General features: G+C 74.0%; 20 protein-coding genes and 1 pseudogene. 8 read left to right on the top strand and 13 right to left on the bottom strand.

Going from position 1 to position 26,230, the window contains the following annotated elements; genetic code table 11:
• Position 1 precedes the first annotated feature (1 nt).
• Both ACIQLL_RS17000 and ACIQLL_RS16995 read right to left on the bottom strand, forming a co-directional pair.
• Positions 2 to 790 carry a potassium channel family protein gene (locus ACIQLL_RS17000; RefSeq protein WP_402469737.1) on the bottom strand — a complete coding sequence of 263 codons (789 nt, stop codon included), beginning with the start codon at positions 788 to 790 and terminating at the stop codon, positions 2 to 4.
• Entirely contained in the window at positions 787 to 2,103 is a 1,317-nt protein-coding gene (locus ACIQLL_RS16995; RefSeq protein WP_402469735.1) for a YibE/F family protein, read from the bottom strand. The genes ACIQLL_RS17000 and ACIQLL_RS16995 overlap by 4 nt, the downstream gene beginning before the upstream one ends.
• A 134-nt stretch (positions 2,104 to 2,237) precedes the next feature.
• Between ACIQLL_RS16995 and ACIQLL_RS16990 the strand changes: the two genes are divergently transcribed.
• Complete coding sequence (locus ACIQLL_RS16990) at positions 2,238 to 3,272, top strand: DMT family transporter (protein ID WP_402469732.1); 1,035 nt, start codon at positions 2,238 to 2,240, stop codon at positions 3,270 to 3,272.
• Here the strand turns inward: ACIQLL_RS16990 and ACIQLL_RS16985 are convergent.
• Positions 3,259 to 4,068, bottom strand: coding sequence for a CPBP family glutamic-type intramembrane protease (locus ACIQLL_RS16985; protein WP_402469730.1), 810 nt, complete (start codon positions 4,066 to 4,068; stop codon positions 3,259 to 3,261). The genes ACIQLL_RS16990 and ACIQLL_RS16985 overlap by 14 nt on opposite strands.
• Before the next feature lie 102 nt (positions 4,069 to 4,170).
• Positions 4,171 to 4,824, bottom strand: a complete 654-nt coding sequence (locus ACIQLL_RS16980; RefSeq protein ID WP_402469727.1) for a biliverdin-producing heme oxygenase — start codon at positions 4,822 to 4,824, stop codon at positions 4,171 to 4,173.
• A gap of 271 nt (positions 4,825 to 5,095) precedes the next feature.
• On the opposite strand from ACIQLL_RS16980, the gene ACIQLL_RS16975 reads away from it, so the two are divergent.
• From ACIQLL_RS16975 to rlmC, 5 genes and pseudogenes are all read left to right on the top strand, one after another.
• Entirely contained in the window at positions 5,096 to 8,395 is a 3,300-nt protein-coding gene (locus ACIQLL_RS16975) for a S8 family serine peptidase (protein ID WP_402469724.1), read from the top strand.
• A gap of 138 nt (positions 8,396 to 8,533) precedes the next feature.
• Positions 8,534 to 11,485, top strand: coding sequence for a helix-turn-helix transcriptional regulator (locus tag ACIQLL_RS16970; protein WP_402469721.1), 2,952 nt, complete (start codon positions 8,534 to 8,536; stop codon positions 11,483 to 11,485).
• A 22-nt stretch (positions 11,486 to 11,507) separates the two neighbouring features.
• Positions 11,508 to 12,113, top strand: coding sequence for a DinB family protein (locus ACIQLL_RS16965; protein ID WP_402469718.1), 606 nt, complete (start codon positions 11,508 to 11,510; stop codon positions 12,111 to 12,113).
• A gap of 2 nt (positions 12,114 to 12,115) precedes the next feature.
• Positions 12,116 to 12,346, top strand: a pseudogene (locus tag ACIQLL_RS16960) (VOC family protein); the annotation flags it as partial.
• A 19-nt stretch (positions 12,347 to 12,365) separates the two neighbouring features.
• Positions 12,366 to 13,661, top strand: a complete 1,296-nt coding sequence (rlmC, locus tag ACIQLL_RS16955; RefSeq protein ID WP_402469715.1) for a 23S rRNA (uracil(747)-C(5))-methyltransferase RlmC — start codon at positions 12,366 to 12,368, stop codon at positions 13,659 to 13,661.
• 57 nt (positions 13,662 to 13,718) lie between these two features.
• Here rlmC and ACIQLL_RS16950 read toward each other — a convergent pair whose 3' ends face one another.
• The 3 genes from ACIQLL_RS16950 to ddaH all read right to left on the bottom strand — a co-directional run bounded on the left by ACIQLL_RS16950 (position 13,719) and on the right by ddaH (position 17,332).
• Positions 13,719 to 15,128 carry a zf-HC2 domain-containing protein gene (locus ACIQLL_RS16950; RefSeq protein ID WP_402469712.1) on the bottom strand — a complete coding sequence of 470 codons (1,410 nt, stop codon included), beginning with the start codon at positions 15,126 to 15,128 and terminating at the stop codon, positions 13,719 to 13,721.
• Between the two features lie 108 nt (positions 15,129 to 15,236).
• Positions 15,237 to 16,304 carry an ornithine cyclodeaminase gene (locus tag ACIQLL_RS16945; RefSeq protein WP_402469709.1) on the bottom strand — a complete coding sequence of 356 codons (1,068 nt, stop codon included), beginning with the start codon at positions 16,302 to 16,304 and terminating at the stop codon, positions 15,237 to 15,239.
• Positions 16,301 to 17,332 carry a dimethylargininase gene (gene ddaH / locus ACIQLL_RS16940; protein ID WP_402469706.1) on the bottom strand — a complete coding sequence of 344 codons (1,032 nt, stop codon included), beginning with the start codon at positions 17,330 to 17,332 and terminating at the stop codon, positions 16,301 to 16,303. The genes ACIQLL_RS16945 and ddaH overlap by 4 nt, the downstream gene beginning before the upstream one ends.
• Positions 17,333 to 17,448: 116 nt before the next feature.
• On the opposite strand from ddaH, the gene ACIQLL_RS16935 reads away from it, so the two are divergent.
• On the top strand, positions 17,449 to 17,892 hold the full coding sequence (locus tag ACIQLL_RS16935; protein WP_402469703.1) for an Lrp/AsnC family transcriptional regulator: 444 nt from the start codon (positions 17,449 to 17,451) through the stop codon (positions 17,890 to 17,892).
• A gap of 94 nt (positions 17,893 to 17,986) precedes the next feature.
• Here the strand turns inward: ACIQLL_RS16935 and ACIQLL_RS16930 are convergent, their stop codons facing one another.
• The 5 genes from ACIQLL_RS16930 to ACIQLL_RS16910 form a co-directional block, all read right to left on the bottom strand.
• A complete protein-coding gene (locus ACIQLL_RS16930; RefSeq protein ID WP_402469700.1) occupies positions 17,987 to 20,290 on the bottom strand; it encodes a 5'-nucleotidase C-terminal domain-containing protein in 2,304 nt (767 codons plus the stop codon).
• 90 nt (positions 20,291 to 20,380) lie between these two features.
• The gene (locus tag ACIQLL_RS16925; RefSeq protein ID WP_402469697.1) at positions 20,381 to 20,665 is read right to left on the bottom strand and encodes a hypothetical protein; all 285 of its coding nucleotides are present in this window, start codon (positions 20,663 to 20,665) and stop codon (positions 20,381 to 20,383) included.
• Positions 20,666 to 20,676: 11 nt separating this feature from the next.
• The gene (locus ACIQLL_RS16920) at positions 20,677 to 20,931 is read right to left on the bottom strand and encodes a hypothetical protein (RefSeq protein ID WP_402469694.1); all 255 of its coding nucleotides are present in this window, start codon (positions 20,929 to 20,931) and stop codon (positions 20,677 to 20,679) included.
• A 45-nt stretch (positions 20,932 to 20,976) separates the two neighbouring features.
• On the bottom strand, positions 20,977 to 22,710 hold the full coding sequence (locus ACIQLL_RS16915) for a S8 family serine peptidase (protein WP_402469691.1): 1,734 nt from the start codon (positions 22,708 to 22,710) through the stop codon (positions 20,977 to 20,979).
• A gap of 126 nt (positions 22,711 to 22,836) precedes the next feature.
• Positions 22,837 to 23,274: a DUF3817 domain-containing protein gene (locus ACIQLL_RS16910; protein WP_402469688.1), complete on the bottom strand. Its 438-nt coding sequence runs from the start codon at positions 23,272 to 23,274 to the stop codon at positions 22,837 to 22,839.
• Between the two features lie 86 nt (positions 23,275 to 23,360).
• On the opposite strand from ACIQLL_RS16910, the gene ACIQLL_RS16905 reads away from it, so the two are divergent.
• Complete coding sequence (locus tag ACIQLL_RS16905) at positions 23,361 to 24,119, top strand: GH25 family lysozyme (protein WP_402469685.1); 759 nt, start codon at positions 23,361 to 23,363, stop codon at positions 24,117 to 24,119.
• A gap of 28 nt (positions 24,120 to 24,147) precedes the next feature.
• Here ACIQLL_RS16905 and ACIQLL_RS16900 read toward each other — a convergent pair whose 3' ends face one another.
• Entirely contained in the window at positions 24,148 to 26,223 is a 2,076-nt protein-coding gene (locus ACIQLL_RS16900; RefSeq protein WP_402469683.1) for a thioredoxin domain-containing protein, read from the bottom strand.
• Positions 26,224 to 26,230 lie beyond the last annotated feature (7 nt).

The following is a 26,230-nucleotide window of genomic DNA, read 5'->3' as shown; positions in this document are numbered from 1 at the left end:
GTCAGTCCCGCTCGCGCTGCCAGCGCCCGGCCGCGAGGCTCACGATCAGCGCGACGAACACCACCAGGTAGACCTGCCCGATGATCGCCTCGCTCGTCGCGAGGAGCCGGCCCAGCGGCGAGACCGCCGCCAGGTCGCCGTAGCCGAGCGTCGTGATGGTCGTCAGCGAGAAGTACATGAACGACGTCGTGGGCTCCTCGGTCCCGAAGAACGGCTCGCTGCCGTAGTTGTCCACCATGAGGAACGCGTAGTAGTAGGCCAGGGCGATCAGCAGGTAGGCGGACACCGCCCCGAGCAGCGTGGCGAGCGTGACGGTCCGGTGGCGGACCAGCCGGCGGGCCACGACCACCGGCGCGAGGGCCGCGAGGAGCAGCAGCAGCGGCGGGGCCGAGGTCACGGCGTCCGTGGTGTCCAGGACCAGGACGATCACCAGGGAAGCCACCACGAGGATCCCGAGCGCGACGTAGGCGCGGCGCCGCCACCGTGTCCGCAGCCCCGAGGCCCGCAGCGCGAGACCGAGCGTCGCGCCCACCGACAGCGACGTGACCAGGCCCGCGAGCTGGGCGCTGATCCGGCCTGATTCCGCATGGATGTCGACGAGCGACAGCAGCGCCACCGTGACGCCCACCAGCACGAGGAGCACCCCGAACCGGTCGATCCACCGCGACCCGGGGTCGATCCGCGGGTCGTCGTCCGTGACCGGCTGCCGCCGCCGGGAGAAGAACGCGTGCGGACCGTTGCCGAGGTCGGTGTCGTCCGGTCCGGGCTCGGTCCCGGGCCCCGTGGTCACGGCCGCTCCTGCACGGTGTCCTCCTCGGACGGTCTGACCCCCATCGTGGTGGAGCCCGGTGCGTGGCGCGCGTCGAGCGCCGCCGCGCGCGGCACCGTGACGGCGGCGATCGCCGTCGTGATCGGGATCGCCAGGACCAGGCCGATCGAGCCGACGAGGGTGCGGACCACCTCCTCGGCGATCTCCCCCGACGTCAGCGTCATCAGGGGGGTCTGGTCCAGCAGCCAGACGGTGAGCAGCAGCGGCAGGGCCGCGCCGACGTACGCGAACGCGATGGTGTAGACCGTCGAGGCGATGTGGTCACGGCCGATCCGCATCGCGCGGCCGAACAGCGCCCGGCGCGAGGCGTGCGGGGCGAGCGCGCGCAGCTCCCACACCGCCGAGGCCTGCGTGATCGTCACGTCGTTGAGCACGCCCATCCCGGCCAGCACCAGCCCGCACAGCGCGATCCCGCGCAGGTCGACGCCGGGCGCGATCGTCGGCAGGTTCGTGGCGATCTCCTCCGAGGCGCCGGTGATCTGCGCCGCCCCGGCGGCCCACGCGCCGATCCCCGCCGTCAGCGCCAGCCCCGCCAGCGTCCCGAGCAGCGCCACGGTGGTGCGCGCCGTCAGCCCGTGCGCCAGGTAGAGCACCGCGAGCATCACCGCCGAGGACGTCACCAGGGCCACGCCCAGCGCGTCCTGCCCGGACAGCAGCGCCGGGAACGTGAACCCGACGAAGACGGCGAACGCGACGGCCAGGCCCACCAGCGCCGCGAGTCCGCGCCAGCGCGCCACCAGCAGCACCACCACGACATAGGCGAGTCCCAGCAGGGCGAACGGCACCTCGCGCTCGTAGTCCATGAACACGTACGGCACGGGCGTCTCGGCGAAGTCGCCGATGTACAGCGCCACCACGGCGTCGCCCGCCTCGAGCTCGAACCGGGGTTCGGCCTGCATGCCGGCCGTCGTGCCGTCGGCCAGGCGGATCTCCATGTTGCCGATCGTGGAGTCCTCGGTGGTGGGCCACGAGGCGTCGCCGGCGGCCTCGCCCTCCAGCGGACCGACGACGGTCGCGGTGACGAGCTCGCTGCCCTCGACGACGACGGGCACCCGCTCCGGCACGTCGGCGGACGACGGCCACAGGTGCCACAGCCCCAGCGCCGTGGCCACGACGGCGGGCAGCACCAGGACGGCCAGCACCAGGCGTGTACGCCAGGGCGCGGGCGGCACGGGTCCGCCATGGGCGTGGGCATGGCCGGCGGACTCGGGGATCGCCGCCTGGGCACCGGTGCGGGCGTGGCGCGCGGCGCGGCGGTCGACGTCGGTCGTCACGCACCGCATGCTGCCACCGGCGCACGCCGCCGCCCGGCCTCCCGCGCCGGGTCGCCCCGAGCTCCCGCGGCGATCCGCCCCCGATCCGCCCCCGATCCGCCCGGCCGCCGCACCCCGCCGCCTAGACTCCGCGGGTGACCGCACCCACCTCAGCCCGCAGCACCGGGGCCGCACTCGGCGTCGCCGCCGCGTTCGTGGGCGGGCTCGCCGCCGCCTCGCAGTCCCGGGTCAACGGCACCCTGGCCACCGAGGTCGGCAGCGGGTTCGGCGCCGCCGTGATCTCGTTCGGCTCCGGTCTGCTGTGGCTGACGCTGGCCCTGGCGTGCTGGCCCGCCGCACGGACCGCCGTCGGGCACGTGGTGACCGCGCTGCGCACCCGGGAGCTGCGCTGGTGGGAGGCGCTCGGCGGGCTCGGCGGCGGGTTCTACGTCGCGGCCCAGGGGCTGACCGTGGCCACGCTCGGCGTCGCGCTGTTCATGGTCGCCATCGTGGCCGGGCAGTCGGCCAGCTCGCTGCTGGTGGACCGGTTCGGGCTCGCCCCCGGCGGGGTGCGCCTGATCACGGTCGGCCGGGCGGTCGGCCCGGCGCTGACCGTGGTGGCCGTGGGGATCGCCGTCTCCGGGTCGGTGGGCCGGGTCGACGGCGTCTGGCTGGCCGTGATCCCGCTGCTCGCCGGGATGGTCCAGGCCTGGCAGCAGGCCATGAACGGCCGCGTGCGAGCGGCCGCCGTCCCGCCGCCGCCCGCCGGCGCCCCGCCGTCGTCGGCGTTCCCGGGCGTCGCGGCGGCCACCTTCGTCAACTTCCTCGTCGGTACGACGGCGCTGCTCGTCGCCTTCGGGGTCTCCGTCGCGGTGGACGACTGGCCCGGTGGCACCCTGCCGAGCGACCTGCCGGCCGACCTCGTGCTCTGGTCCGGCGGGCTGCTGGGCATCGTGTTCATCGGGATCCAGGCGGCCGTCGTGGCACGCATCGGCGTGCTGCTGCTGGGGCTCGGTCTCATCGCGGGGCAGATCGTCGGGGCGCTGGTGCTCGACGTCGTCGTGCCGGAGGCCGCGCCGCCGGGCGTCGCGATGTACGTCGGCGCCGCGCTGACCCTGGTCGCGGTCGCGATCCCGCTGGTGGAGTCCCGGCTGCGGCGCCGAGCCGCGACCGGCGTCAGGGAGCCGTGACGAAGACGTCGAACAGCTCGGGCCGGTGCCCGTGCACCAGCACCGCGAAGACCACGGCGTCGAACAGCAGGTGCACGGCCACCACGTAGGACAACGACTTGTACCGCGCGAAGATCCAGCCCTGGACCAGCGCGAACGGGATGGTCAGCAGCGGGCCCCACTCGCGGTACCCGAGCTCCCACAGGAACGAGACGAACACCGTCGCCTGCAGCACGTTCGCGACCTGCACGGGGAAGTGCCGGCACAGCAGCGTGAAGACCACGCAGATGAAGAACAGCTCGTCCCACAGGCCCACCGCGTTGACGCCCACGAACAGCCGCGCGACCTGACCGTCGCCCTCCAGGGAGGGCCAGTTGAGGTAGGCGCCCGACCCCAGGAAGTACGGCGGCAGCACCAGGTAGCCGATCACCACGACCATGCTCAGGTAGATCCACTGCCCCCGCGTCCAGCGCCGGCCCGTCGCGACCGGGAAGCGCACCGCCCCCGCGCCGCCGTCGTCGCGGAACACCCACCGCGAGACCGCCCACGGCACCAGCACCGCCAGGGACAGCGCCACCGTGAACCGGGTCATGCCCGCGTTCGACAGGTCGGCCGCGAGCGGGATCGCCGAGACGATGGACATCCCGGCCGCGACGAGCGCCAGGTCGCGCCCCAGGGCCCGGTCCACGAGCAGACCGAGGACGACGCCGGCCACCAGCGGCACGTAGCCGAGCGGCCGCACGTGCACGGCGAACAGCAGCACCGCCGAGGAGCAGACGAGCGCCGCGGCGGCGTAGCGGGCGACCACGACAGGCATGTCCGGCACCCTACCGAGCCGTCAGGACGGCAGTTCGTCGTCTGCGCGGCAGTTCGGACTGCCGCGCAGACGACGAACTGCCGGTGAGATGGCGACGCGCGGTCAGGCGCCGGGGTGCACCGCGCCCAGCTCGACGAACATCGCGCGGTTGAGGCGGAACGCCTCCTGCGCCTCGGCGACGGCGACGGCGACCTCGCCCGGCGTCAGAGCGAGGCCGTCGAGGCGCTCGCGGTAGAGGTCCTTGAAGGGCTTGACCTTGACGATCGCGGGGAAGTCGTAGAACTCCAGCCCGGCGGCGCCCATGCCGTAGTGGCGCTGCATCATGCGCGCGATGATCTGCCCGCCGGACAGGTCCCCGAGGTAGCGGGTGTAGGCGTGCGCCGCGTACCGCGGCAGGTCGGCGCCGACGTCGCGCAGGCGGGCCGCGTAGGTCTCGGTGGCGGGCAGGATCCGGACCTCGCTCCGCCAGCCGGGACCGTACAGGTGGGACAGGTCTCGCTCGATCGCCGGGACGCGGGTCAGCTCGTCGAAGACGACCGTCGCGCCCCGGTCGTCGGCACGCACGACGGCGCTCGCCTCCTCCAGCGCGGTGTAGACCGCGAGCTGCTGGGCGGCCAGATCGGCGTAGGCGGCGACGTCGAGCCCGCCGGAGAGCAGCCGCGAGACGAAGCCCTCGTTCTCGGCCTGCTCGTGCTCGGCGCGGGTGCCGTCGCGCAGCAGGGTGGAGAGCGTGGCCTCGGGGGCGACGGCAGACATGGGGACCTCCGACGGGGCGTGATCATGACGAGCTGTCAGGACGATGCCCACGGTAGCAGTCGGGATTAGGCATACCTACCCTCAGTCCCGCTCGCTGGACTCCCCGACGGGTCGCGTCGCTGTGCCATGTCACACGCCTGACACACGTTCGAATGTTGCCTGCATCACATCCGTCGTACATTTTCCGTTGACTCCGGCGACGGGGACGCCACACCGAGGTGGCCACGGACCGGCAGTCGTGTTCCACGACCGAGACGAAGGGTGCGCTCACATGCGCTTGCGGAAACACCAGACCAGACTCCGGCTCGTCGCCGCCACCTCCGGCGCCGCGCTGGCCATCACGTCGCTCACCGCCGCGGCGGCGGGTGCGGCACCGTCCGACCCCGACGACCTGAGCCTCGCCGAGGCCCAGCCCACGGCCACCTCCACCGCGGACGGCCCCAAGGCACCGACGAGCGCGCTCGTCGAGACCCCGAAGAAGCTCCTGAAGATCAGCTCGAGCAAGAAGATCCCGGTGCTGGTCAAGTACGACTACGACGCCGTGGCCTCCTACGACGGCTCCGTGGCAGGGTTCGACGCCACCAGCCCCGCCGTCACGGGGAAGTCGCTCGCCGAGGACGGCAAGGCCGAGAAGCGCTACCGCGGCTACGTCTCGAAGCAGGAGCGGTCCATCACCGCCGACGTCACCGACGCCGTCCCCGCCACCGAGGTCGTGGACAGCTTCGACACCGTCTACGGCGGCGTCGCCGCCCTGGTGCCCGGGGACCGGATCCCCGACCTGCTCGAGGTGCCCGGTGTGGTCGCGGTCCAGGAGAACACCCTGGAGAAGCCCCTGACGGACTCCAGCATCGACTTCATCGACGCCCCCGCGGCGTACGACGAGCTCGGCACCGAGTCCGAGGCCGGCGACGGGCTCGTGCTCGGCAACATCGACACCGGTCTGTGGCCCGAGCACCCCTCGTTCGAGGACCAGGGCAACCTCAGCGAGTACGACGGCCCCACCGTCGCCTGCAACTTCGGCGACAACCCGCTGACCGACGCCGTCGACCCGTTCGAGTGCAACGACAAGCTCATCGGCGGCTACTCGTTCACCGACCTGTACGACCTGCTCAACCCCGGCGAGTACCTCTACGAGGGCACCGCGCGGGACTCCGAGGGGCACGGCTCGCACACCTCGGGCACCTCGGCGGGCAACGTCGTCGAGGACGTCCAGACCATCGGCCCCGAGATCGCCAAGATCCAGGGCGTGGCCCCCGGCGCGAAGATCATCGAGTACAAGGCCCTGGGCCCGGGCGGCGGGTACACCTCCGACCTGGTCGCCGCCGTCGAGCAGGCGATCCTCGACGACGTCGACGCGATCAACTACTCGATCTCCGGCGGCAGCACGGTGACCGACCCGATCGAGATCGCGTTCCTCAACGCGTACGACGCCGGGGTGTTCGTCGCGGCGTCGGCCGGCAACTCCGGTCCCACCGCGGCGACGGCCAACCACGTCAGCCCCTGGGTCACGACGGTCGCGGCCTCCACGCAGGACCGCACCTTCACCTCCGAGCTGACCCTCACCGCCGACGACGGCGAGACCTTCACCGCGGAGGGCGCCTCCATCGTGGAGGGGATCGACGAGCCGCTGCCCGTCGTCCACGCCTCCGAGCCGCCGTACTCCGACCCGCTGTGCCTCGAGCCCGCCCCCGAGGGTCTGTTCGAGGACACGATCGTGCTCTGCGAGCGCGGGCAGAACGCCCGGGTGCTCAAGGGGTACAACGTGCTCCAGGGTGACGCCGCCGGGATGGTCCTCTACAACCCGACGCTCGCCGACGTCGCGACGGACAACCACTACCTGCCGGCCGTGCACCTCGCGGACGGCACGGAGATGATGGCGTGGTTCGACTCCCACACCGGCGTCACCGGCACCTTCACCGACGGCGCGCCGGCCGAGGGTCAGGGCGACGTCATCGCGGCGTTCTCGTCCCGCGGCCCGGCCGGTCCGGTCGTCAAGCCCGACATCACGGCGCCCGGGGTCCAGATCCTCGCCGCCATGACGCCGACGCCGGAGGCCCCGGAGAGCGGTCCGTCCGGCCAGTACTACCAGGCCATCAACGGCACCTCGATGTCCTCGCCGCACATCGCCGGCGTGGGGCTGCTGCTCAAGGCGGCGCACCCCGACTGGACGCCCGGCCAGATCAAGTCCGCCATCATGACGCAGTCGACCACCGACGTCGTCAAGGAGGACCTGACCACGCCGGCCGACCCGTTCGACATGGGTGCGGGACGGGTCGACGTGGGTGAGTCGCTCACCCCGCCGTTCACGATCAGCGACACCACGGAGAACTTCGCCGCGCTGACCACGGACCCGGTGCACGCCGTCGACCTCAACATCCCGTCGATCAACGCGCCGACCCTGCCCGGCCGGCTCACCACCACGCGCACGCTCGAGAACACCTCGGGCCGCACGCTGGTGGTCCACCCGAAGGCCGAGACCCCGAAGGGCACGAAGATCTCGTTCAGCCCCCGGATCGCGGTGCTCAAGCCGGGCAAGAGCAGGTCGTTCGACATCACGATCACCGACACGTCGGCCAGCGGCGAGCAGAAGTTCGCCGAGATCACGTTCGCCACGCAGCGCGGCGAGGGGCACCTCCCCGTGGCCTACGTGCCCACCCAGGGCAACGTGTCGCTCAGCCAGTCGTGCGACGAGGAGTCGATCCACTTCAAGAGCGACGTGACCTGTACCGTGACCGCGACCAACGAGTCGTTCAACGAGCAGGACGTCTCGGTCACCACCACCGGTGAGCGGGCGCTCAAGGGCAAGCACTCCGAGTCGGCGACCCTCGCGGCCGCCGAGCTGGGCGTGCCGAGCGTCGACGTGCTCGACGGCGCCGGGTTCCTCGACCTCGAGAGCTTCGGCATCACGCCGGAGGCCTTCGGGGACGAGACCCTGACGAACTACGACGTGCCCGCGTTCGAGTTCAACGGCCGGACGTACACCTCGATCGGCGTCGACTCCAACGGCTACCTGGTGGCCGGCGGCGGGACGTCGGAGGACAACAACTGCTGCGACCTGCCGGACGGTGCATCCTCCGCACGGCCCAACTCGGTGCTCGCGCCGTTCTGGACGGACCTCAACAGCGAGGCCGGCGACGGCACCGCGGCCGAGGGCGTCCGGATCGGCTCCCTGACCGACGGCGTGAACGACTGGCTCGTGGTCCAGTGGGACATGTACGTCTGGGGCACCCAGGACGCGCGCTCGTTCCAGGTCTGGATCGGGTCCAACGGTGAGCAGGACATCACCTTCGACTACGCCGAGGCCATGGCCGACCCGGGCATGGACTTCCTCGTCGGGGCGGAGAACGCCGCGGGTACGGGCGACATGGTCGACGAGCTCCCCGACGGCAACACGCAGGTGGTCACCTCGACCGACCCGACGCCGGGCGGCAGCCTCACGTACGACGTGACGTTGAAGGCCAAGCGCCCCGGCAAGGGCATCGTGCACACCGAGCTCGTGGCGGACGAGGTGCCCGGCACCACGATCGTCGAGACGCCGGTGAAGGTGACGCTGTTCAAGCACCGCCGCTGACCGCGGCGCGGTGAGCAGGCGCGGCCCCGCCGGCCCGGAATCCACCCGGGACGGCGGGGCCGTCGCACGTCCCCGCCCGGGGAGCGTCGGGGCGAATTTCGCTCGGCCGGTGTCGGCGGCTGGTGGGACGATGCCCAGGTGCGACGGTCCTCACAGATCCCCCTCGTGGCGCGCGAGGAGCAGGTCGCCGGGTTCCGCCGGTCCTTCGACCGTGCGGCCTCCGGCGAACCGGGCGTGCTCCTGGTGGGCGGGGACGCGGGCGTGGGCAAGACCCGCCTCGTGACCCACCTCGCCGCCACGGCGGAGGAGGCCGGAGGACGCGTCGTCGTCGCGCACTGCGTCGACCTGGGCGAGATCGGCATCCCCTACCTGCCGTTCACCGAGGCGCTGGGCCAGCTGCAGCGGCCGGCCGGTGCGGACAGCACCGACGACGTCGCCGCCTGCGTGGCCGAGCTGGTCGCCGAACGTCCGGCCCTGGCCCGCCTCCTCGACCCGGCCGGTCCCCGCCAGGCCGCCGACGACCAGCACGCGGAGCGCCTGCCGCTGCTCGACGGCGTGGCGAGCGCCCTGACCGCCGTCGGCCGCCCCGGCGCCCCGCTGGTCCTCGTCATCGAGGACCTGCACTGGGCCGACCCGTCGACGCGGGACGTGCTGCGCTTCCTCGTCACCCGCCTGCGGTCCGAGCACCTGCTGCTCGTGCTCACCTACCGCAGCGACGACGTCGACCGCCGCCACCCGCTGCGCCCCCTCCTGGCGGAGCTGCACCGCTCCGAACGCGTGGACCACGTCGAGCTGGAACCGTTCACCACCGCCGAGCTGCGCGCCTTCACCACCGCCCTCAACGACGCTCCGCTGCCCGAGGCCGAGTTCGCCCAGGTGCTGCGCCGCTCGGAGGGCAACGCGTTCTTCGCCGAGGAGCTCGTGGCCGCCGGGCTCGCCACCGGCACGCTGCCGTGGTCGCTCGCCGACGTGCTGCACGCCCGCATGCAGGACCTGGCGCCGGCGGTGCAGCAGCTCGTCCGGCTCGCCTCGGTCGCCGGGCGCCAGGTGCGCGAGGACCTCCTGCGCGCGGCCGCGGAGCGCACCGCGGGGCTCGAGGACCCGGCGGCGACGGCCGCCGCGCTCCGCGACGCCGTGACGCACCAGGTGCTCGGGGTCGAGGGCGCCCACCTGGCGTTCCGCCACGCCCTGCTCGCCGAGGCCCTCTACCTCGACCTGCTGCCCGGTGAACGCACCACGATGCACCTGGCCTACCTCGCGGCCCTGACCGCCTCACCGGGACTCGGCTCGGCCGCCGAGCGCGCCCACCACGCCCAGCAGGGTCACGACCTGCCGACGGCGCTGGAGGCCTCCTACGACGCGGCCGCGGGCGCCCGCGACCTGCTGGCCCCCACCGAGGAGCTGCGCCACCTCGAGCAGGTGCTCTCGCTGTGGGGGTCGGTGCCCGACGCCGCCGAGCGCGTGGGTGCCGACCGGGTCGACGTGGCGCTCGACGCCGCCGCCGCGGCCTCGCGGGCCGGTCAGCCGAACCGCGCCGTCCAGCTCACCCGCCGCGCGATCGAGTCGCTCCCGGACGATCCCCGGCGCCAGGCCGGTCTGCGCCACGTGCTCGCCCGCTACCTCCTCGACGTCCAGGAGGACATGTCCGAGGCCACCCAGGAGACCGAGCTCGCCCTCGCGGCGCTCCCCGACGACCCGACGGCCACGCTCGCCGCCACCCTCTCCGTGCGGGGGCGCATCGAGCTGAACGGGGACGACGACGACGCCGCCCGCGAGTTCCTGGAGCGGGCCGTCGACGTGGCCCGCCGCGCGCAGGCCCCCGACGCCGAGGCGGACGCCCTGGCGTCCCTGGCGGTGCTCGAGGTCGGCGACCCCGGGACAGCGGCGCGGCTCATCGAGTCCGCGATGGACCGGGCGATCGACGCCGGCAACCTCGGCGCCGAGCTGCGCTGCCGCTACAACCTGGCCACCACCTGGTACTACGCGGGTCGCCTCGACCTGGCCGAGGACCTGCTGCGCCAGGGACTCGCGCGGGCGGCGGAGACGGCATCGACCCGCAGCTCCGTCGGCACCGCGATGCGCATGATCGCCGAGCTCCTGCGCTACGTCCGAGGCGACCTGACCCCGGCGGCACCGCGGGACGGTGTGCCCGCCCTGGAGGCGACGGTCCTGGAGGGCGCAGGTCTGTACGCCGCCGTCGCCCGCGGGGACGATCACGTGCTCGACCGGACGGCGGCGCTGCAGAAGGAGTGGGACGTCGACGGGTTCGTGGCGCTGACCTCCGGCGGGTGCCGCATCGACGCCCTGACGTGGGCCGGCCGTCAGGAGGAGGCCGTCGCGCTGGCGGGCGCCGTCGTCGACCACCTCGGTGCCGTGTGGAGCACCTACTTCCTGGGCCGCATCTGGATCTCGGCGCTCGCGCTGGCCGCGCTGGCCGACGCCGCCGAGTCCGCGCCCGGCGGTGGGTCCGCCGCGCAGCAGGCGGAGCGGCGCGCCGCCGGCGACGACCTGCTCTCGGTGGCCCGGCAGACGGCGGAGCGGGGCCGGCCCCGCGGTGGCGTCCTCGGCCCCGAGGGCCGCGCGTGGCTGGCGCGTGCCGAGGCGGAGCACGCCCGCCTGGTGGCCGCGTCGGGCGGCGAGGCGGCGGACCCGTCGGTGTGGGAGGCCGCCGTGCGGGAGTTCTCCTACGGCTACCGTTACGAGGTCGCGCGGTCCCGGTTCCGGTGGGCCCAGGCGCTGCGTGCCGCGGGTGACCGGACGGCCGCGGAGCTGGAGGGCGTCGAGGCCCTGACCGAGGCGCAGCGGATGGGTGCCCGGCCGCTGGCCGACGCCGTGCTCGCGTGGGCGCGGCGGGCCCGCATCGCGGTCCCGGGGACGCGCCGCGAGTCCTCCACCACCCTCACCGAGCGTGAGGAGCAGGTCCTGACCCTGGTGGCCCAGGGGCTGTCGAACCGGCAGATCGGCGAGCACCTGTTCATCTCCACCAAGACGGTCAGCGTCCACGTCTCGAACGTGCTCGCCAAGCTCGGAGTCTCCGGGCGTGCGGAGGCCGTCGCCGTCGCCACCCGGCGCGGGCTGCTGACCGTCTGACCCGAGAAACCAGGAGAGATCGATGGACGCGCTGCCCGACACCCGCCAGATGCTGCTGCACTATCTGCACGACGCCCGCGAGTCCCTGCTGTGGAAGGTCGACGGGCTCTCGGAGCGCGCGCTGCGGATGCCGCGGACCTCCACCGGGACCAACCTCCTGGGCCTGATCAAGCATGCGGCGAGCATCGAGAGCGGCTACTTCGGCGAGGTCTTCGACCGCCCCTGGCCGACGCCGGAGGAGATGCCCTGGGAGGACCGCCTCGACGAGGACCCCAACGCCGACTTCTACGCCCTGCCCGACGAACCCGCGGCGCAGATCCTGGACCTGTACCGCCGGGTGGCCGAGTTCGCCGACGCGACCATCACCGACCTGCCGTTGGACGCCCCCGGCCGGGTGCCGTGGTGGGGCGAGCGGGGCGACGTGACCCTGCAGCGGATCATCGTGCACGTCATCTTCGACCTCAGCCGCCACGCCGGGCACGCCGACATCCTGCGCGAGGAGATCGACGGGGCCGTGGGGCTGGTCCCCCGCGCGACGAACATCCCCGACATCGACCAGGACGCCTACGTCGCCAAGCTGCGTGCCATCGCCCAGCAGTTCCCCGCCGACGACCGGACGACGGCGTGACCGCGGACCAGCAGGTCCCGGCGCTGCCGCCGTCGACCTGGCCCGACGCCACCGTGCCCCAGCAGCTCCACCTGGACACGAGCGTGCCCGACGTCGCCGCCCTCGACCGCCAGCACGAGCGGGCCCTGGCTCTCGGAGCGTCGCTGCTGCTGGACCGCAGCGACGACGCCGAGGAGCCGCTGCGCGTCTACGCCGACCCCGCCGGGCATCCCTTCTGCGTGTTCGTGGGCTGACCCGCGGGACAATGTCCTCGTGCAGTGCCCCCACTACGACGCCGGCCGGTGCCGGTCGTGCACCCTCATCGAGCTCCCTCGCCCCGCCCAGGTCGCGGGCAAGGAGGCGCGCGTCCGGGAGCTGCTCGCCGGGTACGACGACGTCGCGTGGCTGCCGTCGGTCACGGGCGCCGAGCATGGCTTCCGCAACAAGGCCAAGATGGTCGTCACCGGCACGGTCGACCGGCCCGTGCTCGGGATCGTCGGCCCGCCCGGGCCGTACGCGGGCACGAGCGTGGACCTCACCGACTGCGGCCTCTACCCGACCGCGCTGCAGGCGGCGTTCGGTCCGCTGAGCGGGCTGATCACCCGCGCGCGGCTGCAGCCCTACGACCTGACGCCGGCGCCGCGGGGCCGCAAGGTGACGCCGCGCGACGCCGCCCGCCGCGGCGAGCTCAAGCACGTGCTGGTGACCCTCTCCCCGGACGGCGAGCTCATGGTCCGCCTCGTGCTGCGCTCGACCGAGGCCGTCGCCAGGATCCGCAAGCACCTGCCCTGGCTGGCCGAGGCGCTGCCGGCGCTGGCGGTGCTGAGCGTGAACGTCCAGCCGGCGCACGCCGCGGTCCTGGAGGGTGAGCAGGAGATCGTGCTGACCGACCGCGGCACGCTGCCCATGCGCGTGGACGGGATCACGCTGCACCTGCGCCCGCAGAGCTTCTTCCAGACCAACACGGAGATCGCCGCCGCCCTGTACCGGCAGGCCCGCGAGTGGGTGGACGAGGTGGCGCCCGCCTCCCTGTGGGACCTGTACTGCGGTGTGGGCGGGTTCGCCCTGCACTGCGCCGCCCCCGGACGCGCCGTGACGGGGGTGGAGATCGCCGCGGAGGCCGTGGCCTCGGCGACCACGACGGCGGACGAGCTGGCCACGCTGGCACCGGACGCCGTCGTCGGCTCCCACGACGCCGCGTGGTGGCGTGCGGCGATGGCCGAGGTCTCCTTCGGGGCCGGCGACGCGACGGGATTCGCGCTCGGTACCGACGCCGACCCGGAGCTGGTGGTCGTCAACCCACCGCGGCGCGGGCTGGGCAGCGAGCTGGCACGGCGCCTCGAGGCGTCCCACGCCCGGTACGTCGTCTACTCGAGCTGCCACGCCGTGAGCCTGGCGCGCGACCTGGCGGAGATGCCGTCGCTGCGACCCCGACGGGCGGTGCTCCTGGACATGTTCCCGCAGACGGAGCACTACGAGGTGCTGATGCTGCTGGAACGCTCGGAGCGCTCGTCCGCTCCGGGGGCGCCGGAGTCAGGATCGAGGGTGTCCGCACCGCAGGATCGGTGACCGCGGCGCGGGCGACCGCGACGGCGGCGGCGACCGCGGCGGCGCCGCCCGCGACGCTCAGTCGCGTCCCCAGGAGGCGAGCCGTGCCCCGAGGTCGGATCCGGCGGGCCCGCTCAGCTCGACCGTCACGCTGCCCCGCGAGCCGCCCCGGGTCCACACCCACCAGGATCCGTCCCAGGCCTGCCGGACCCGCACGTTCCCGCGGTCCGCGGAGACGGCGGTGATCTGCGCCGTCGCGTCCACGCGGTACACGCCCAGGGGGCCGACCTCGAGGGCGAGCACCGTGGAGACCTGCGCCGGCTCGGGCCGTTCGACCTCGGTCCCGGCCGTCGGTGCCGGTGTCGGCTCGGGTGCGGGCGGCGTCGGCTTCGCGGTGGGTGCCGCGGTGGGCTCCGGGGAGCTCGGAGCGTGCGGCGAGGTCGACGTCTCCGGCTCGGGCGTCGCGGCCGGATCCGGGTCACGAGGTGCGGCCTCGACCCGCACGGTCGGCTCGGGCGCCGGAGCGGGGGCGGGGGCGTCCTGGGGTGGGGTGCTCGGCGCGGGGGACGCTGCCGCCGACGGCCCGGGAGACGGCTCCGGCGACGGGGTGGCCGACGCCGACGGCGCCGCCGACGGGGAGGGCGAGGGGGTGACCGACGGCCACGGGGACGCCGTCACCACCACGTCGGCGGGGTCGGCACCGTCCGGTGCGGTCACCGCGGCCGGGGCACCGCCGGCGGGAGCACCGTCCCCGAGGGTGCCGACCATCGCGACGGCCGCCACCGCGACGGCCGCGGCCCCGACCCCGCCGGCGATCGCGACGGGCCGACCGAAGACCTGCCGGACACCGCGCACGCACCACTCCCAGGCAGCGGTGATCGCCGCGCCCGTCGCCGCGAGCCACGCGGGCACCGGGGCCGAGGACGCGGCAGCGCCGGCCGCGCCGACCACGAACGGTACGGCGACACCGCTCCCGGCCACACCCGCCAGCAGCACGGGTGCGGCGTCCCGCAACGCCCACGAGGCCTGCCGCACGTCGATGAACGCCCGCATGCAGCCGGAGCAGCCGAACAGGTGGTCCTCCAACGCCTGCCGACGCTGCCCGCCGAGCTCGTGCCGCACGTACTCGTGCAGCGTGCCGCGGGTCTCCATGCACACCCGCTGCGGGACGCCCCGGGTGTGGGCGGCGGACAGGGCGCTCGTCAGGCGTTGCTCCGCCGCGCGCAGACGTCGCTGCGCCGACCGCACGTGCACCCCCCGCTCGCGCGCCACGACCTCCACCTGCCGGCCCACGACGTGCAGGTCCCACAGGAGCTGCTGGTCGTCGTGGGACAGCGTGGCCAGCGCCGTGCGCACCACCTCGGGGTCGGCCGTGCCCGCCGCACCCGGTCCGTCGTCGTGCCCGTCCGCGGCTGCCGCGGCGCGCATCTGCCGGGCGACGTCGTCCGCCGCCGTCGGCCCGCCGGACGCGTCTTCCGTCGCGGTCATCCGTCACTCCTGCTTGCTGCCCTGCCCGGCCCCCGGACGCGGGCCCCACGGCCACGCCGCGCGCATTCTCGCAGGGCGGGGCCGCGCTGGTCCAGGCCGACGGGCAGGTCAGGGCTGCGGCGCCAGCGCCTCGGAGGCCACCAGCGACCACAGGTCCTTGGGATCGGCCGGCTCGGCGATCAGGTCCACCTGCTGCAGCAGTGCGCGGGCCGCCGGGTCGGCAAGCATCGCGGCGTGCACGTACCGCAGGGCGCTCCAGTCCTCGACGGCGAACCCGACCGAGTCGAAGACGGTCACCTGGTCGGCGCTCGTGCGCCCCACGGCGTCGCCCGTGAGGATCTCCCACAGCTCGGTCACCGGGAAGTCGGGGGCGAGCGCCTGGATCTCGCCCTCGATGCGGGTCTGCGGGGTGTACTCGACGACGACGGCGGTGCCCGGAGCGGTCAGGATGCTCGCCTCGAGCTCGGTCTTGCCCGGGCAGTCGCCCCCGATGGCGTTGACGTGCACCCCCGGCGCGGCGTCGGCGAGCATGTCGAGGGTCAGCACGGTGGCGTCGCGCTTGTCCGCAGTGCACGTCGTCACGACGTCGGCGCCGCGGACGGCGTCGGCGGCGCTGGTGGCCTCGTGCACCTCGAAGCCGAGGCTGCGCGCGTTGCGCACCAGCTTCTCCCGCGCGGCCGGGTCGACGTCCCAGGCCCGCAGGTGCGTGATCCCCAGCGCGGCACGCATGCCGAGCGCCTGGAACTCCGCCTGGGTGCCCGTGCCGATCAGCGCCAGCGTGCGCGACCCCGGCCGGGCCAGCGTGCGGGCGGCGAGCGCCGACGTCGCCGCCGTGCGCAGGGCCGTCAGCAGGGTCATCTCCGCGACGAACGTCGGGTAGCCGTTGTGCACGTCGGCCAGCACGCCGAACGCGGTGACGGTCTGGAAGCCGCGCAACGGGTTGACCGGATGGCCGTTGACGTACTTGAAGCCGTACGTGACGCCGTCTGAGGTGGGCATGAGCTCGATGACGCCCTCGAGCGAGTGCGAGGCCACCCGGGGTCGCTTGTCCAGCTCGGGCCAGCGGCGGAAGTCCGCGGCGAGCGCGTCCGTCAGCTCGGCGATGATGCGCTCCGGGCCGCGGGCGGCGATCCAGCGCGCGGCGGCGGGGACGTCCAGCAGGTCGACGGTGGTCATGCGCGGGCCTCCTTCGCCGTGAGGGCGTCCGGCCGTCGCGACGGCTCCGGCGCGGGGCGCAGCTCGAGCGTGCAGCACTTGACCGAGCCGCCGCCCTTGAGCAGCTCGGACAGGTCGATGCCGACGGGGCGGAAGCCGCGCTCGCGCAGCGCGGCGTGCATGCCGGTCGCCCGGTCGGAGAGGAAGACGTGCAGGCCGTCGCTGACCGCGTTGAGGCCGAGCACCGCGGCGTCGTCCTCGCTCGCCTCGATCGCGTCCGGGTACCGCTCGCGCAGCACCGCCCGGGACTCCGGGGTGAAGGCCTGCGGGAAGTACGCCACCTCGGGCCGCGTGCCGCCGTCGGCTGCCGTGCTGCCGGATGCCGTGCTCAGGACGGCCAGCGCCGTGTCCAGGTGGTAGAAGCGCGGGTCGACGAGCTCCAGGGTGACCACCTCGACGCCCAACCGCTCGGCGACCTCGGCGTGCGCGGCACGGCTGGTGCGGAACCCGGTGCCGGCGAGCAGCACCTCGCCGTCCCACAGCAGGTCCCCCTCCCCCTCGTTGAGCTCGGCGGCCTGCCCGAGGCTGGTGATCCGCCGCGCCGGGCCCGACGCCCCGAGCCACGCCTCGTACGCCGCACCCTCCGGCTGCCGCTCGGCGTGCGTGAACCGTGCGGCCAGGGCCTTGCCGCCGACGACGATGCCGCCGTTGGCCGCGTAGACCATGTCCGGCAGCCCGCGCACCGGGGAGATCACGTCCACGGTGTGGCCGTGCGCCTCGTAGGCCGCCTTGAGCGTCTGCCACTGCACGACGGCGTGACCGGCGTCCACGGGGACCGTGACGTCCATCCAGGGGTTGATCGCGTAGACGACGTCGAAGTGCACCGGCGGGCACATGAGGTAACGGCGGGCCACCGGGGTGCGCGCCGGGCGCTGCGAGGCGGGCGCGGGGGCAGGTGCGGGTGCGGCGGCCGGGGCGCTCGCGACGGCCTCCCCGGTCGGGTCCGTGGGTGCCGCCGAGGAGGCGAGGGGCGGTGTGGTCAACGTCATGTCTCGACGCTAAGGGCCCGGTCGTTGCCCGTGCCGTCCTGAATCGAGCGCGTCCGCGCCGGTCTCTGCAACGTTCGTTACCCTCGACGCAACGATCCGTCGAGTCGGAGGGGATCATGGAGGAGACCAACCGGAAGATCGTGGGACACCTGCTGCGCGACGGGCGGGCGTCCTACGCGGAGATCGGGGAGTCCGTCGGCCTCTCGGCGCCGGCCGTGAAGCGCCGGGTGGACCGGATGCTGGCGCGCGGGGAGATCTCGGGGTTCACCGTGCAGGTCTCCCCCGAACAGCTCGGGTGGCGCATCGTGGCGTACGTCGAGATCTTCTGCCGGGGGAACATCTCGCCCGCGGCGCTGGAACGGGACTTCGGGCCCATCCCGGAGGTGGTGCGCGTCGACACCGTCACCGGCGAGGCGGACGCCCTGGTGCAGATCATGGCCGACTCGATGGCCGACGTGGAGCGCATCGTCGAGTCGTTCCGCGTCCGGGCGCGGGTCGACAAGACCCGCACGGCCATCGTCATGTCCCGCGTGATCGACCGCCCGGTCCGCTCCGGCTGAGCGACCCCCCCCGTACGTCGTTGTGGGTATGAAATTGACGGCCCTCCACGATGAAGGACCGTCAATTTCATACCCACAACGTGGTCGACGGGCGTCAGCCGATCAGCTCCCACGGACCCCACGGCGAGGTGCCGGGCCGCTGGTTGCGGGTCCACCACTGCGCCTCGTAGAGCTCGCCGCGGTACTCCACGACGTCACCGGCGGTGAAGATCCGCGACCGGGTCCACACGGCCGTGCCGTCCGCCGTCGTCGCGATCTCCTGCCACGAGCCCCACGGCGAGCCGCCGGGCTTCTCCGTGGTCCACCAGGTGGCCTCGAAGAGCGACCCCTTGTACATCACCTGGTCACCCTCGGTGTAGACCGTGCCGCGCTCCCACTCGGCCGGCGCCGGCGCCGGCGCCGCGGCGACGTCCCCGACCACGACCTCGGTCCCGGTGGTCGGGCCCGTGAGCGTGAGCGTCCCGGTGGCGTCCGCCGGCAGCGTGACCGCGACCGACGCCGTCCCGACCTCGTCGTACGGGTCGCCGTCCACCGTGCTGTCGACGGCGAACCGGCCCAGCTCGGTGCCGTCCAGCGAGACCACGAGCTCGTCGTCCGTGGCGTCCGCCGCGGTGGACATCGACCAGGAGGAGACGTCGAAGGCGACGTCGGTGCCCGCGGCCAGCTCGGAGCCCTCGGTGAACGAGACCCCCACGGCGCGCTGGCTCGCGTCGACGGCGAGCGGCTCGTCGCCGGCCAGCTCGGCCATGTAGTCGACGAACGCCGACAGGTCGATCTTGCCGGTGTCGGCCGCGTCCGCGCCCTCGGCGAACACGCGGAAGTTGTCCCCGCCGGCGGCGAGGAAGGAGTTCACCGTGACCGAGTACGAGGCGTCGAGGTCGATCGCCTCGCCGTCGAGCCACATGCCCGTGATCCGGTCACCCTCGTCGAGCGCCGGGTCGTAGGTGTAGGTGAAGCCCTCCGAGACGCCCAGCCGCAGGAACGGCCGCGAGGGGACGTCGCCCGCCGCGTCGCGCTGCCACTGCTGCTCCAGCGCCGTCTTGATCTGGGCGCCCGTGAGGTCCATGTTCACCAGCGTGTTGGCGAACGGCTGCACGACGGCTGCTTCCTTGTAGGTCACGGTGCGCGGGAAGTCCTCGCCGGCGGCACCGGTCAGGTCGGCCCGCAGACCGCCCGGGTTCATGAACGCGATCTGCGCCGAGCCGGACTCCTCGCCCGACGTCGCCCAGCGCTGCACCTCGGCCACGAGGTTGCCCAGGGTGGACTCGCCGCCCCGGTTCTCCACGCGGACGGGGTTGCCGTCGTCGTCGGTGCCCATCCGCTGCGCGCGGTTGAAGACGCCGTCGATCTCGCCCAGCGGCTCGGCGCCGAGCTCGTCGGCGACGTCCTCGGCGTCGGCCACGATCTGCTGGACGGCGGGGTCGGCGGGGTAGTTGCCGAGCAGCGGCAGGATCGCGGTGTCGAGGCCGAGGACCTCGCCCGAGTCCGGGTCCACCGAGTAGGTGAGCTGGTTGAGGTTCACGCCGTACTGGCCGGCGGAAACCACGGGACGCTCGGTCACGGCGCGGTCGGCCCACTCGGCCACCGGCACGCGGCAGTCGTACGCGAGGTGCGTGTGCCCCGAGACGATCGCGTCGACGTCGCCGTCCAGGCCGGTGACGATGTCGCCGAAGGCCCCGTCGGTGATGTCCGCGCAGTCGGTGGAGGTGGCGCCCTCGTGCACGAGCAGCACCACCATGTCGGCGCCCTCGGCCCGCAGCGCGTCGGCCTCGGCGTTCACCGAGTCGACGATGTCCGTGACCTCGATGTCCTCGATGCCGGCCGGGCTGACGAGGAACGGCAGATCCTCGGTGACGGCGCCGACGAACCCGATCTCGAGCCCGCCCTGCTCGGCGAGGTAGGAGGCGGGCACGGCGTCGTCGCCGGTGGCGCGCATCTTGAGGTTGGCCGCGACGTACTCCCACTCGGCCCCGCCGTAGGGGTTGTCCTCGGCGTCGTAGTCACCCATGACTCGGTCGACCAGGTCGGAGTAGCCGCCGTCGAGCTCGTGGTTGCCCACCGCCGAGACGTCGAGGCCCGCGGCGTTGAGGGCGTCGATCGTCGGCTTGTCCTGCTGGATGAAGGACTCGAAGGTGGAGGCGCCGATGAGGTCGCCCGCGGCGGCGAACACCGTGTTCGGGTTCTCGCCGCGAAGCTGCTCGACCGCCCCGGCGAGGACCGCAGCGCCGGCGTTGCCGCTGTAGTCGTCCTCCAGGATGCGACCGTGGAAGTCGTTGGTGGCCAGGATCTGGATGTCGACGGGGTCGGCGGCCTGGGCGGGCGCTCCGACGGCGGCGACACCTGCGAGCGCGAGGCCGAGGGTCGTGACCCCGGCCAGCTGCTTGCGCATGGTGTGCATGTGTGATGTCTCCCACTGTTCGTGATGGTCGACGTCACACTAACGAGGGTCGCCGACGAACGAACGCCGAACGGGTAACGATCACGAAAACTACGGGAGGCGCTCCGGTGCGGCGCCCGCGTCGACGTCGTCGCCGCCGGTCGCGGAAGCGCCGTCGTCGGACCCGGTCGCAGAGGCGCCGTCGTCGCCGGTCGTGGCGAGCTCGGCGGCCCGCACGGCCTCGATCTCCTCGACCAGGGCGTCGTCGACCGGACCGGCGTCGACCGGACCCTCGTCGGGACCCGTGCCGTCGCCGCCGGTCGCCACCTCGACGCCGTCGACGGTGGTGCGGACGCCCTCGGACGCGCCGCTCCGGACGCTGATGTCCACGCGCATGATTCGTCTCCTCAGCTCAGCACCGCGTAGCGGCCCTCGAAGTTCACCGACGCACCCGTCAGGTTCTTGACGGTGATCCAGTACGTGACGCGGTCCGCCGAGGCGCGCTCGACCGCCACGTCCCACTGGACCTCCGGTGCGCCGGGACGCCGCGTGGTCGGCATGACGTACCAGACGACGTGCCACTGCTGCGGCCAGTTGAACGTGAACCAACGCCGCGTCTGCCCGGGACCGAGGGTCCCGTCGAACTGCTTGCCCACTCGCATGGGTCGCTCCCTTCGTCTCTCGCGGCCGCCGACGCGGCGCGCGACTCACCAGCCCAGGACGCCGTAGCGGCCTTCGAGGTCGACGGTGGTGCCGGTCAGGTTGGTCACGCAGATCCAGTAGGTCGCCCGGCCGTCCTGGGCCCGCTCGACCTGGGTGCGCCACTGCAGCTGCGGTGCGCCGGGACGCACCGTGGTGGGCACGACCGTCCAGACGACGTGCCAGTGGGCCGGCCAGTTGAACGTGAACCAGCACCGGGTCTGCCGCGGTCCCAGCCGGCCGTGGAACTGCACCCCGACCCAGGGCGAGCGGGTCGCGAGAGCGGCCCGGATCAGCTCGCGCAGGTCGGGGCGGTTCCCGATCCGCTGCGTCCGGGGCCGTCCCGGGGCGTCCGTCTGGGGAGAGCCGGTGCTGCGCAGCAGCTCGATGGCCCGGGCCGGGCTCAGCAGCGGACGGTTTCGTGCCCGCAGCACACCCTGCACGGCCGCGATCGCGCCGACGACGATCGGCGACGCGCTCGACGTCCCGGAGAAGGTGTCGGTGTAGTGCCGGTCCGGGTCGGTGCCACCCTGCAGGCCGCCGTACCCGGTGGAGGTCACCTCGCGGCCCCACCCCTGGACGTCGACGCGGCGACCCCAGTTGGAGAAGCCGAGCCGGGACCGGTCCGGGCCGTGGTTGCGGTCGTGGGTGCCGGGAGGGGGCGCACCAGCCCCGACCACCACGGCGCCCGAGGTCGGGTTCGCCGGGTCGAAGGGGTTGGTCCAGCCGCTGGGGAAGCCGCGGGGGCGGCGGTCGTAGGCCGCGTCGTCGAAGTCCTCGCTGCCGTTGCCGGCGGCCTCGACCACCACGATGCCCTTCTCCACCGCGTAGCGGATCGCGGCGTAGTCGTCGGGCCACCACTCGATCGCGATGAACCCTTGCTGGCCCTGCCGCGGCATCGGCGCGTTGGGGCCGGGCCGGTGGATCTCGAGGAGCAGGACGTCCCCGGCGCGCAGCCGGTTCGCCGCCGAGCGGATCGCCGTCGCCGACGGGACGGAGAAGGCCGAGGCGCTGATGACGGCGTCGGGCGCGATGCCGGTGATGCCGAGGGAGTTCCGGTCGCCGGAGATCTCCCCGAGGACGGCGGTGCCGTGGTCGGTGTCGGTGCCGCCGGTGCCGGCGACCACGCCGCCCTGGTGGACGCCCAGGTCCTCGTGCGTGAACCGCCAGCCCCACTCGCAGTCGATCACGCGGATGCCGGCGCCCCGGCCACCGCCGAGGGTCCAGGCGTACCGGGCGTCGATGCCGCCGGGCGCCGGGTCGAGGTAGCCCTGCCGGCCGGTGAAGTCGGGGGTCACGGCCGGCGGCGACCCCGGGTCCGGGGTCTCGGACATGACCGCGTCCAGGTCGTCCACCGCCAGCACCGGTGGCTCGGCGGCCGGTTTGACGTAGGCCGCGGCGACCAGGGGGTCCTGGGAGAGCTCGTCGGCGAGCGCCTCGAGCCGGTCGTCCGGCGCCTCGACGTGGTAGTACGTGGGCAGCTGCGCGACGGCGTCGGACCGGTCCGGCATGGCTGCGACCTCCGCCTCCACGACGGACTCGTCGCCGAACAGCGGCGCGAGGGTGGCGTCGTGGCGGGCGAGGATCTCCTGCAGCCCGCCGGCGTCGGCGGTGGAGGACTCCACGCCACGCGCCGTGACCCGGACCCGCTCGCGCGGCTCCGTCATGACGATCAGTTCTCGTGCCCCCGCACCCGGTCCCTGCGGACCGTGGGCGGGCCGTTCCACGTCGTCGTGCGTCATGTCCGTCTCCCCCTCCGGGAGCACCCGTCGGTACGGGGAGAGGGAGGGACGGTCCCGGCACAGTGATACGTCGGCGGGCGGATCGCGCGCCGACGGCGAGCGGCCCGACGGCGAGCGCGCCGCCTCTCAGGAGGGGGCGGGCAGCCGCTCCCCGTCGCGCGGCGCGTCGGTCGGCGCGTCGGCCGGCGCGTCGAGGTGCCCGGTGCGTCGCAGCCACCGCTCGGCCGGGAGCGTGGCCAGCGGCGGGACGGCGGCGGCGAGCGCCACGAGGGTGCGCCAGATCCCCCAGCGGTACCGCACCGCGACGATCAGCGCGACGATCCCGTAGGCGACGAACGCACCGCCGTGCAGCCGCCCGAACAGCCACACGCCGGCCTCGGTGGTCTCGGTGACGTACTTGAGGAACATCCCGGCCAGCAGCCCCGCCCAGGTGAAGGCCTCGATCCAGGCGACGACGGCGTAGAGCCGGCCGAGGCCCGTCAGCGGCGGCCTGGCGGCGGGCGGCGCGGTCGGACCGGTGGCCACCGCGTCGTCGGTGGGGGGCTGGGCGGCGGGCGCGGGCATGCGGGTCCTTCCGGAGGGTCTGCGGGGGGCGTCCGGTCAACGCCCGGCGACGGCGCGAGGTTCCGCCGATCTGCGAGGATCGCCCGGTGGACGGGAAGCGGACGGCACGACGGCGGTGGTGGCGCTGGGCGGCGGCGGCCGCCGCGGCGCTCGTCCTGACGGGCGGGGGCCTGGCGCTCCTGGCGTGGAACGGCGTGATCTGGCCCAACCGGTTCGCCGTCGGCGGCTACGACGTGCGCGGCGTCGACGTCTCGGCCTACCAGGGCGAGATCGACTGGCCGGTGCTCGCGGAGCAGGACCTCGACTTCGCGTTCCTCAAGGCCACGGAGGGGTCGAGCCACGTGGACGAGCGCTTCGCGGCGAACTGGGCCGGCGCCCGGGACACGGACCTGCTGGTGGGCGCCTACCACTTCCTGTCCTTCGAGAGCTCCGGACAGGACCAGGCGGCTCACCTGATCGAGCAGGTCCCGGACGAGCCGGGCACGCTGCCGCCCGTCGTCGACGTCGAGTACTACGGGGAGTTCGCCGACTCCCCGCCGTCGGTGGACGAGCTGCGGGGCATCCTGGACCCGATGCTGGCGGCCCTGGAGGACCACTACGGGGCCCCGCCGATCATCTACACGACCCAGGAGGTCCGCAGCACCTACCTGGGCGACGACTACGGCGACTACCCGTTGTGGATCCGCTCGGTGGTGACCGCGCCCGACCTCCCGCGCCGCGACTGGACGTTCTGGCAGTACTCCGACCGCGACGTGCTGGACGGCTACTCGGGCGAGGAGACCCACATCGACATGAACGTGTTCGACGGTTCGCTGGACGACCTGCGCGCGATGACCCTGGACTGAGGGACGGCCTATCTCGCGAGACGTTGGCCTACCTCGCAGGGAGGAGGGCTGCCGCCAGGTCGTCGGGCGTCGTGACCGGCAGGTCGCACACGAATCCCCGGCACACGTAGGCGGCCGGGCCGTCGTCCACGAGCGGGCGGTCGGCCAGCAGCGGCACGCCCGGCGCGTCGGGAGCCCCGGGGACGACGACGGCACCGGCGGTGTGGGCGCGGCGTGCGGTCCGCAGCAGGTCGGCGGCCACCGCGCTGGCGCCGTCGTCCCCGTGGAGCGCCGCCCCGCCGGTGCGTGCCGTGTCCAGCAGGACGCCGCCGTCGCCCCCGGCCGCCGCGCCGACGACGGCGACCTGTCGCGGTCCGTCGGCGAGCGCCTCGGCGGCGGTGAGCACCCCACCGGCGAACCGGGGAGCCCGCCGGGCCAGCGTCCCCGAGGCCCGCACGGCGGCCTCGGCGAGCTCCCGGTACCGCGAGGACCCGGTCAGCGCGGAGGCCGTCATGAGGGCCTCCGCGAGCGCGGACTGCCCGGAGGGTTCCGGCCCGTCGCTGAGGTCGCGGGGCCGGACCACGAGTCGCTCGGCGTCCGAGCCGGCGTCGTAGTACCCGCCGTCGTCCCCCTCGGCGCCGAACAGCTCGATCGCGGCGTCGAGCAGCGCGACGGCGGAGTCGAGCCACTGCGCCTCGCCGGTGGCCTGGTGCAGGCAGAGCAGGCCGCGCACGAGGTTTCCGTGGTCGGCGGCGACGGCGAGCGCCTCCCCGACGATCCCGCCGCGGGAGGCGCGTCGCAGGCGCCCCTCGACGACGTGCTCGCTGAGCAGGTACGAGGCGCACTTGCGCGCGGCCGCGACCCAGAGGGGTTCGTCGAGCATCGCGCCCGCGTCGGCGAGCGTGGCGATCGCCAGGCCGTTCCACGCCGTGACGACCTTGTCGTCGCGGGCGGGCTGGGGGCGGTCGAGCCGCGCGACGAGGAGCCGGGCCCGCACCTCCGCCCACCACTGCGGGTCGGGGTCGCCGGGCATCTGCAGGGTGTACGTGCCGCCCTCGAACGTGCCGGCGTCGGTCACGCCGAGCGCCTCGGCCGCGCGGGCGCCGTCGTCGTCCCCGAGCACCTCGCGCAGCTGCGCGGGGGTCCAGGCGTAGGTGTAGCCCTCGACGCCGCGGCCGTCGACCTCGGTGTCCGCGTCCAGCGCGGAGGCGAACCCGCCCGAGGAGGTGCCCAGGTCCCGCAGCACGAACGCGGCGGTCTCGCGCACCACCCGCTCGGCGAGCGCGGAGCCGGTGGCCCGCCACCAGCGGGCGTACACGCCGAGGAGCTGGGCGTTGTCGTAGAGCATCTTCTCGAAGTGCGGGACCACCCAGGCCTCGTCGACGGCGTAGCGGGCGAACCCGCCGCCGAGCTGGTCGTAGATGCCGCCGCGCGCCATCGCGGTGCACGTGCGCTCCACGTGCTCCAGCGCCGCCGGGTCGCCGGTGCGGGCGTGGTGGCGCAGCAGGTGGTCCAGCGTCATCGACGGCGGGAACTTCGGCGCGCCGCCGAACCCGCCGTGGGTGGTGTCGGCGTCGCCCAGCAGCGACTCGACGGCCGCCGCGAGCTCGGCGTCGCCCAGGGGCGCGGCGGGCAGGCCGGCGGTGGTCTGGCCGATCGCCGCCGTCACCGCCGCGGCGCGCTCCCCGACGGCGTCCCGGGCATCCGCCCAGGCGTCGCGGACGGCGCCGAGCACCTCCAGGAACGGCTCGCGCGGGAAGTAGGTGCCGGTGTGGAAGGCGTCGCCGTCGGGGGTGAGGAACGCCGTCATGGGCCAGCCGCCCTGCCCCGTCATGGCGGTGGTGGCGGCCATGTAGACGGCGTCGACGTCGGGCCGCTCCTCCCGGTCGACCTTGATCGGCACGAAGTGGGCGTTGATGCGTTCGGCGACCTCCGTGTCCTCGAACGACTCGTGCGCCATGACATGACACCAGTGGCAGGCGGCGTAGCCCACCGAGAGCAGGACGGGGACGTCGCGACGGCGGGCCTCGGCGAAGGCGTCGGGGCCCCACGGCCACCAGTCCACCGGGTTGTCGGCGTGCTGACGCAGGTAGGGGGAGGTGGCGGAGCGGAGACGGTCGGCCATGCCCCCA

The sequence above is a fragment of the Isoptericola aurantiacus genome (genome assembly GCF_044769875.1).
Lineage (GTDB): Bacteria > Actinomycetota > Actinomycetes > Actinomycetales > Cellulomonadaceae > Isoptericola > Isoptericola aurantiacus.
Note: the sequence above shows the minus strand (reverse complement) of the source record. Positions and strands in the feature narration are given on the sequence as shown.

Excerpts from the sequence above, each read along its gene's own strand:
- ACIQLL_RS16985 (WP_402469730.1), bottom strand. The coding sequence starts at position 4,068 with ATGCCTGTCGTGGTCGCCCGCTACGCCGCCGCGGCGCTCGTCTGCTCC.
- ACIQLL_RS16980 (WP_402469727.1), bottom strand. The coding sequence starts at position 4,824 with ATGTCTGCCGTCGCCCCCGAGGCCACGCTCTCCACCCTGCTGCGCGAC.
- ACIQLL_RS16975 (WP_402469724.1), top strand. The coding sequence starts at position 5,096 with ATGCGCTTGCGGAAACACCAGACCAGACTCCGGCTCGTCGCCGCCACC.
- ACIQLL_RS16965 (WP_402469718.1), top strand. The coding sequence starts at position 11,508 with ATGGACGCGCTGCCCGACACCCGCCAGATGCTGCTGCACTATCTGCAC.
- ACIQLL_RS16950 (WP_402469712.1), bottom strand. The coding sequence starts at position 15,128 with ATGACCGCGACGGAAGACGCGTCCGGCGGGCCGACGGCGGCGGACGAC.
- ACIQLL_RS16945 (WP_402469709.1), bottom strand. The coding sequence starts at position 16,304 with ATGACCACCGTCGACCTGCTGGACGTCCCCGCCGCCGCGCGCTGGATC.
- ddaH (WP_402469706.1), bottom strand. The coding sequence starts at position 17,332 with ATGACGTTGACCACACCGCCCCTCGCCTCCTCGGCGGCACCCACGGAC.
- ACIQLL_RS16935 (WP_402469703.1), top strand. The coding sequence starts at position 17,449 with ATGGAGGAGACCAACCGGAAGATCGTGGGACACCTGCTGCGCGACGGG.
- ACIQLL_RS16930 (WP_402469700.1), bottom strand. The coding sequence starts at position 20,290 with ATGCACACCATGCGCAAGCAGCTGGCCGGGGTCACGACCCTCGGCCTC.
- ACIQLL_RS16925 (WP_402469697.1), bottom strand. The coding sequence starts at position 20,665 with ATGCGCGTGGACATCAGCGTCCGGAGCGGCGCGTCCGAGGGCGTCCGC.
- ACIQLL_RS16920 (WP_402469694.1), bottom strand. The coding sequence starts at position 20,931 with ATGCGAGTGGGCAAGCAGTTCGACGGGACCCTCGGTCCCGGGCAGACG.
- ACIQLL_RS16915 (WP_402469691.1), bottom strand. The coding sequence starts at position 22,710 with ATGACGCACGACGACGTGGAACGGCCCGCCCACGGTCCGCAGGGACCG.
- ACIQLL_RS16910 (WP_402469688.1), bottom strand. The coding sequence starts at position 23,274 with ATGCCCGCGCCCGCCGCCCAGCCCCCCACCGACGACGCGGTGGCCACC.
- ACIQLL_RS16900 (WP_402469683.1), bottom strand. The coding sequence starts at position 26,223 with ATGGCCGACCGTCTCCGCTCCGCCACCTCCCCCTACCTGCGTCAGCAC.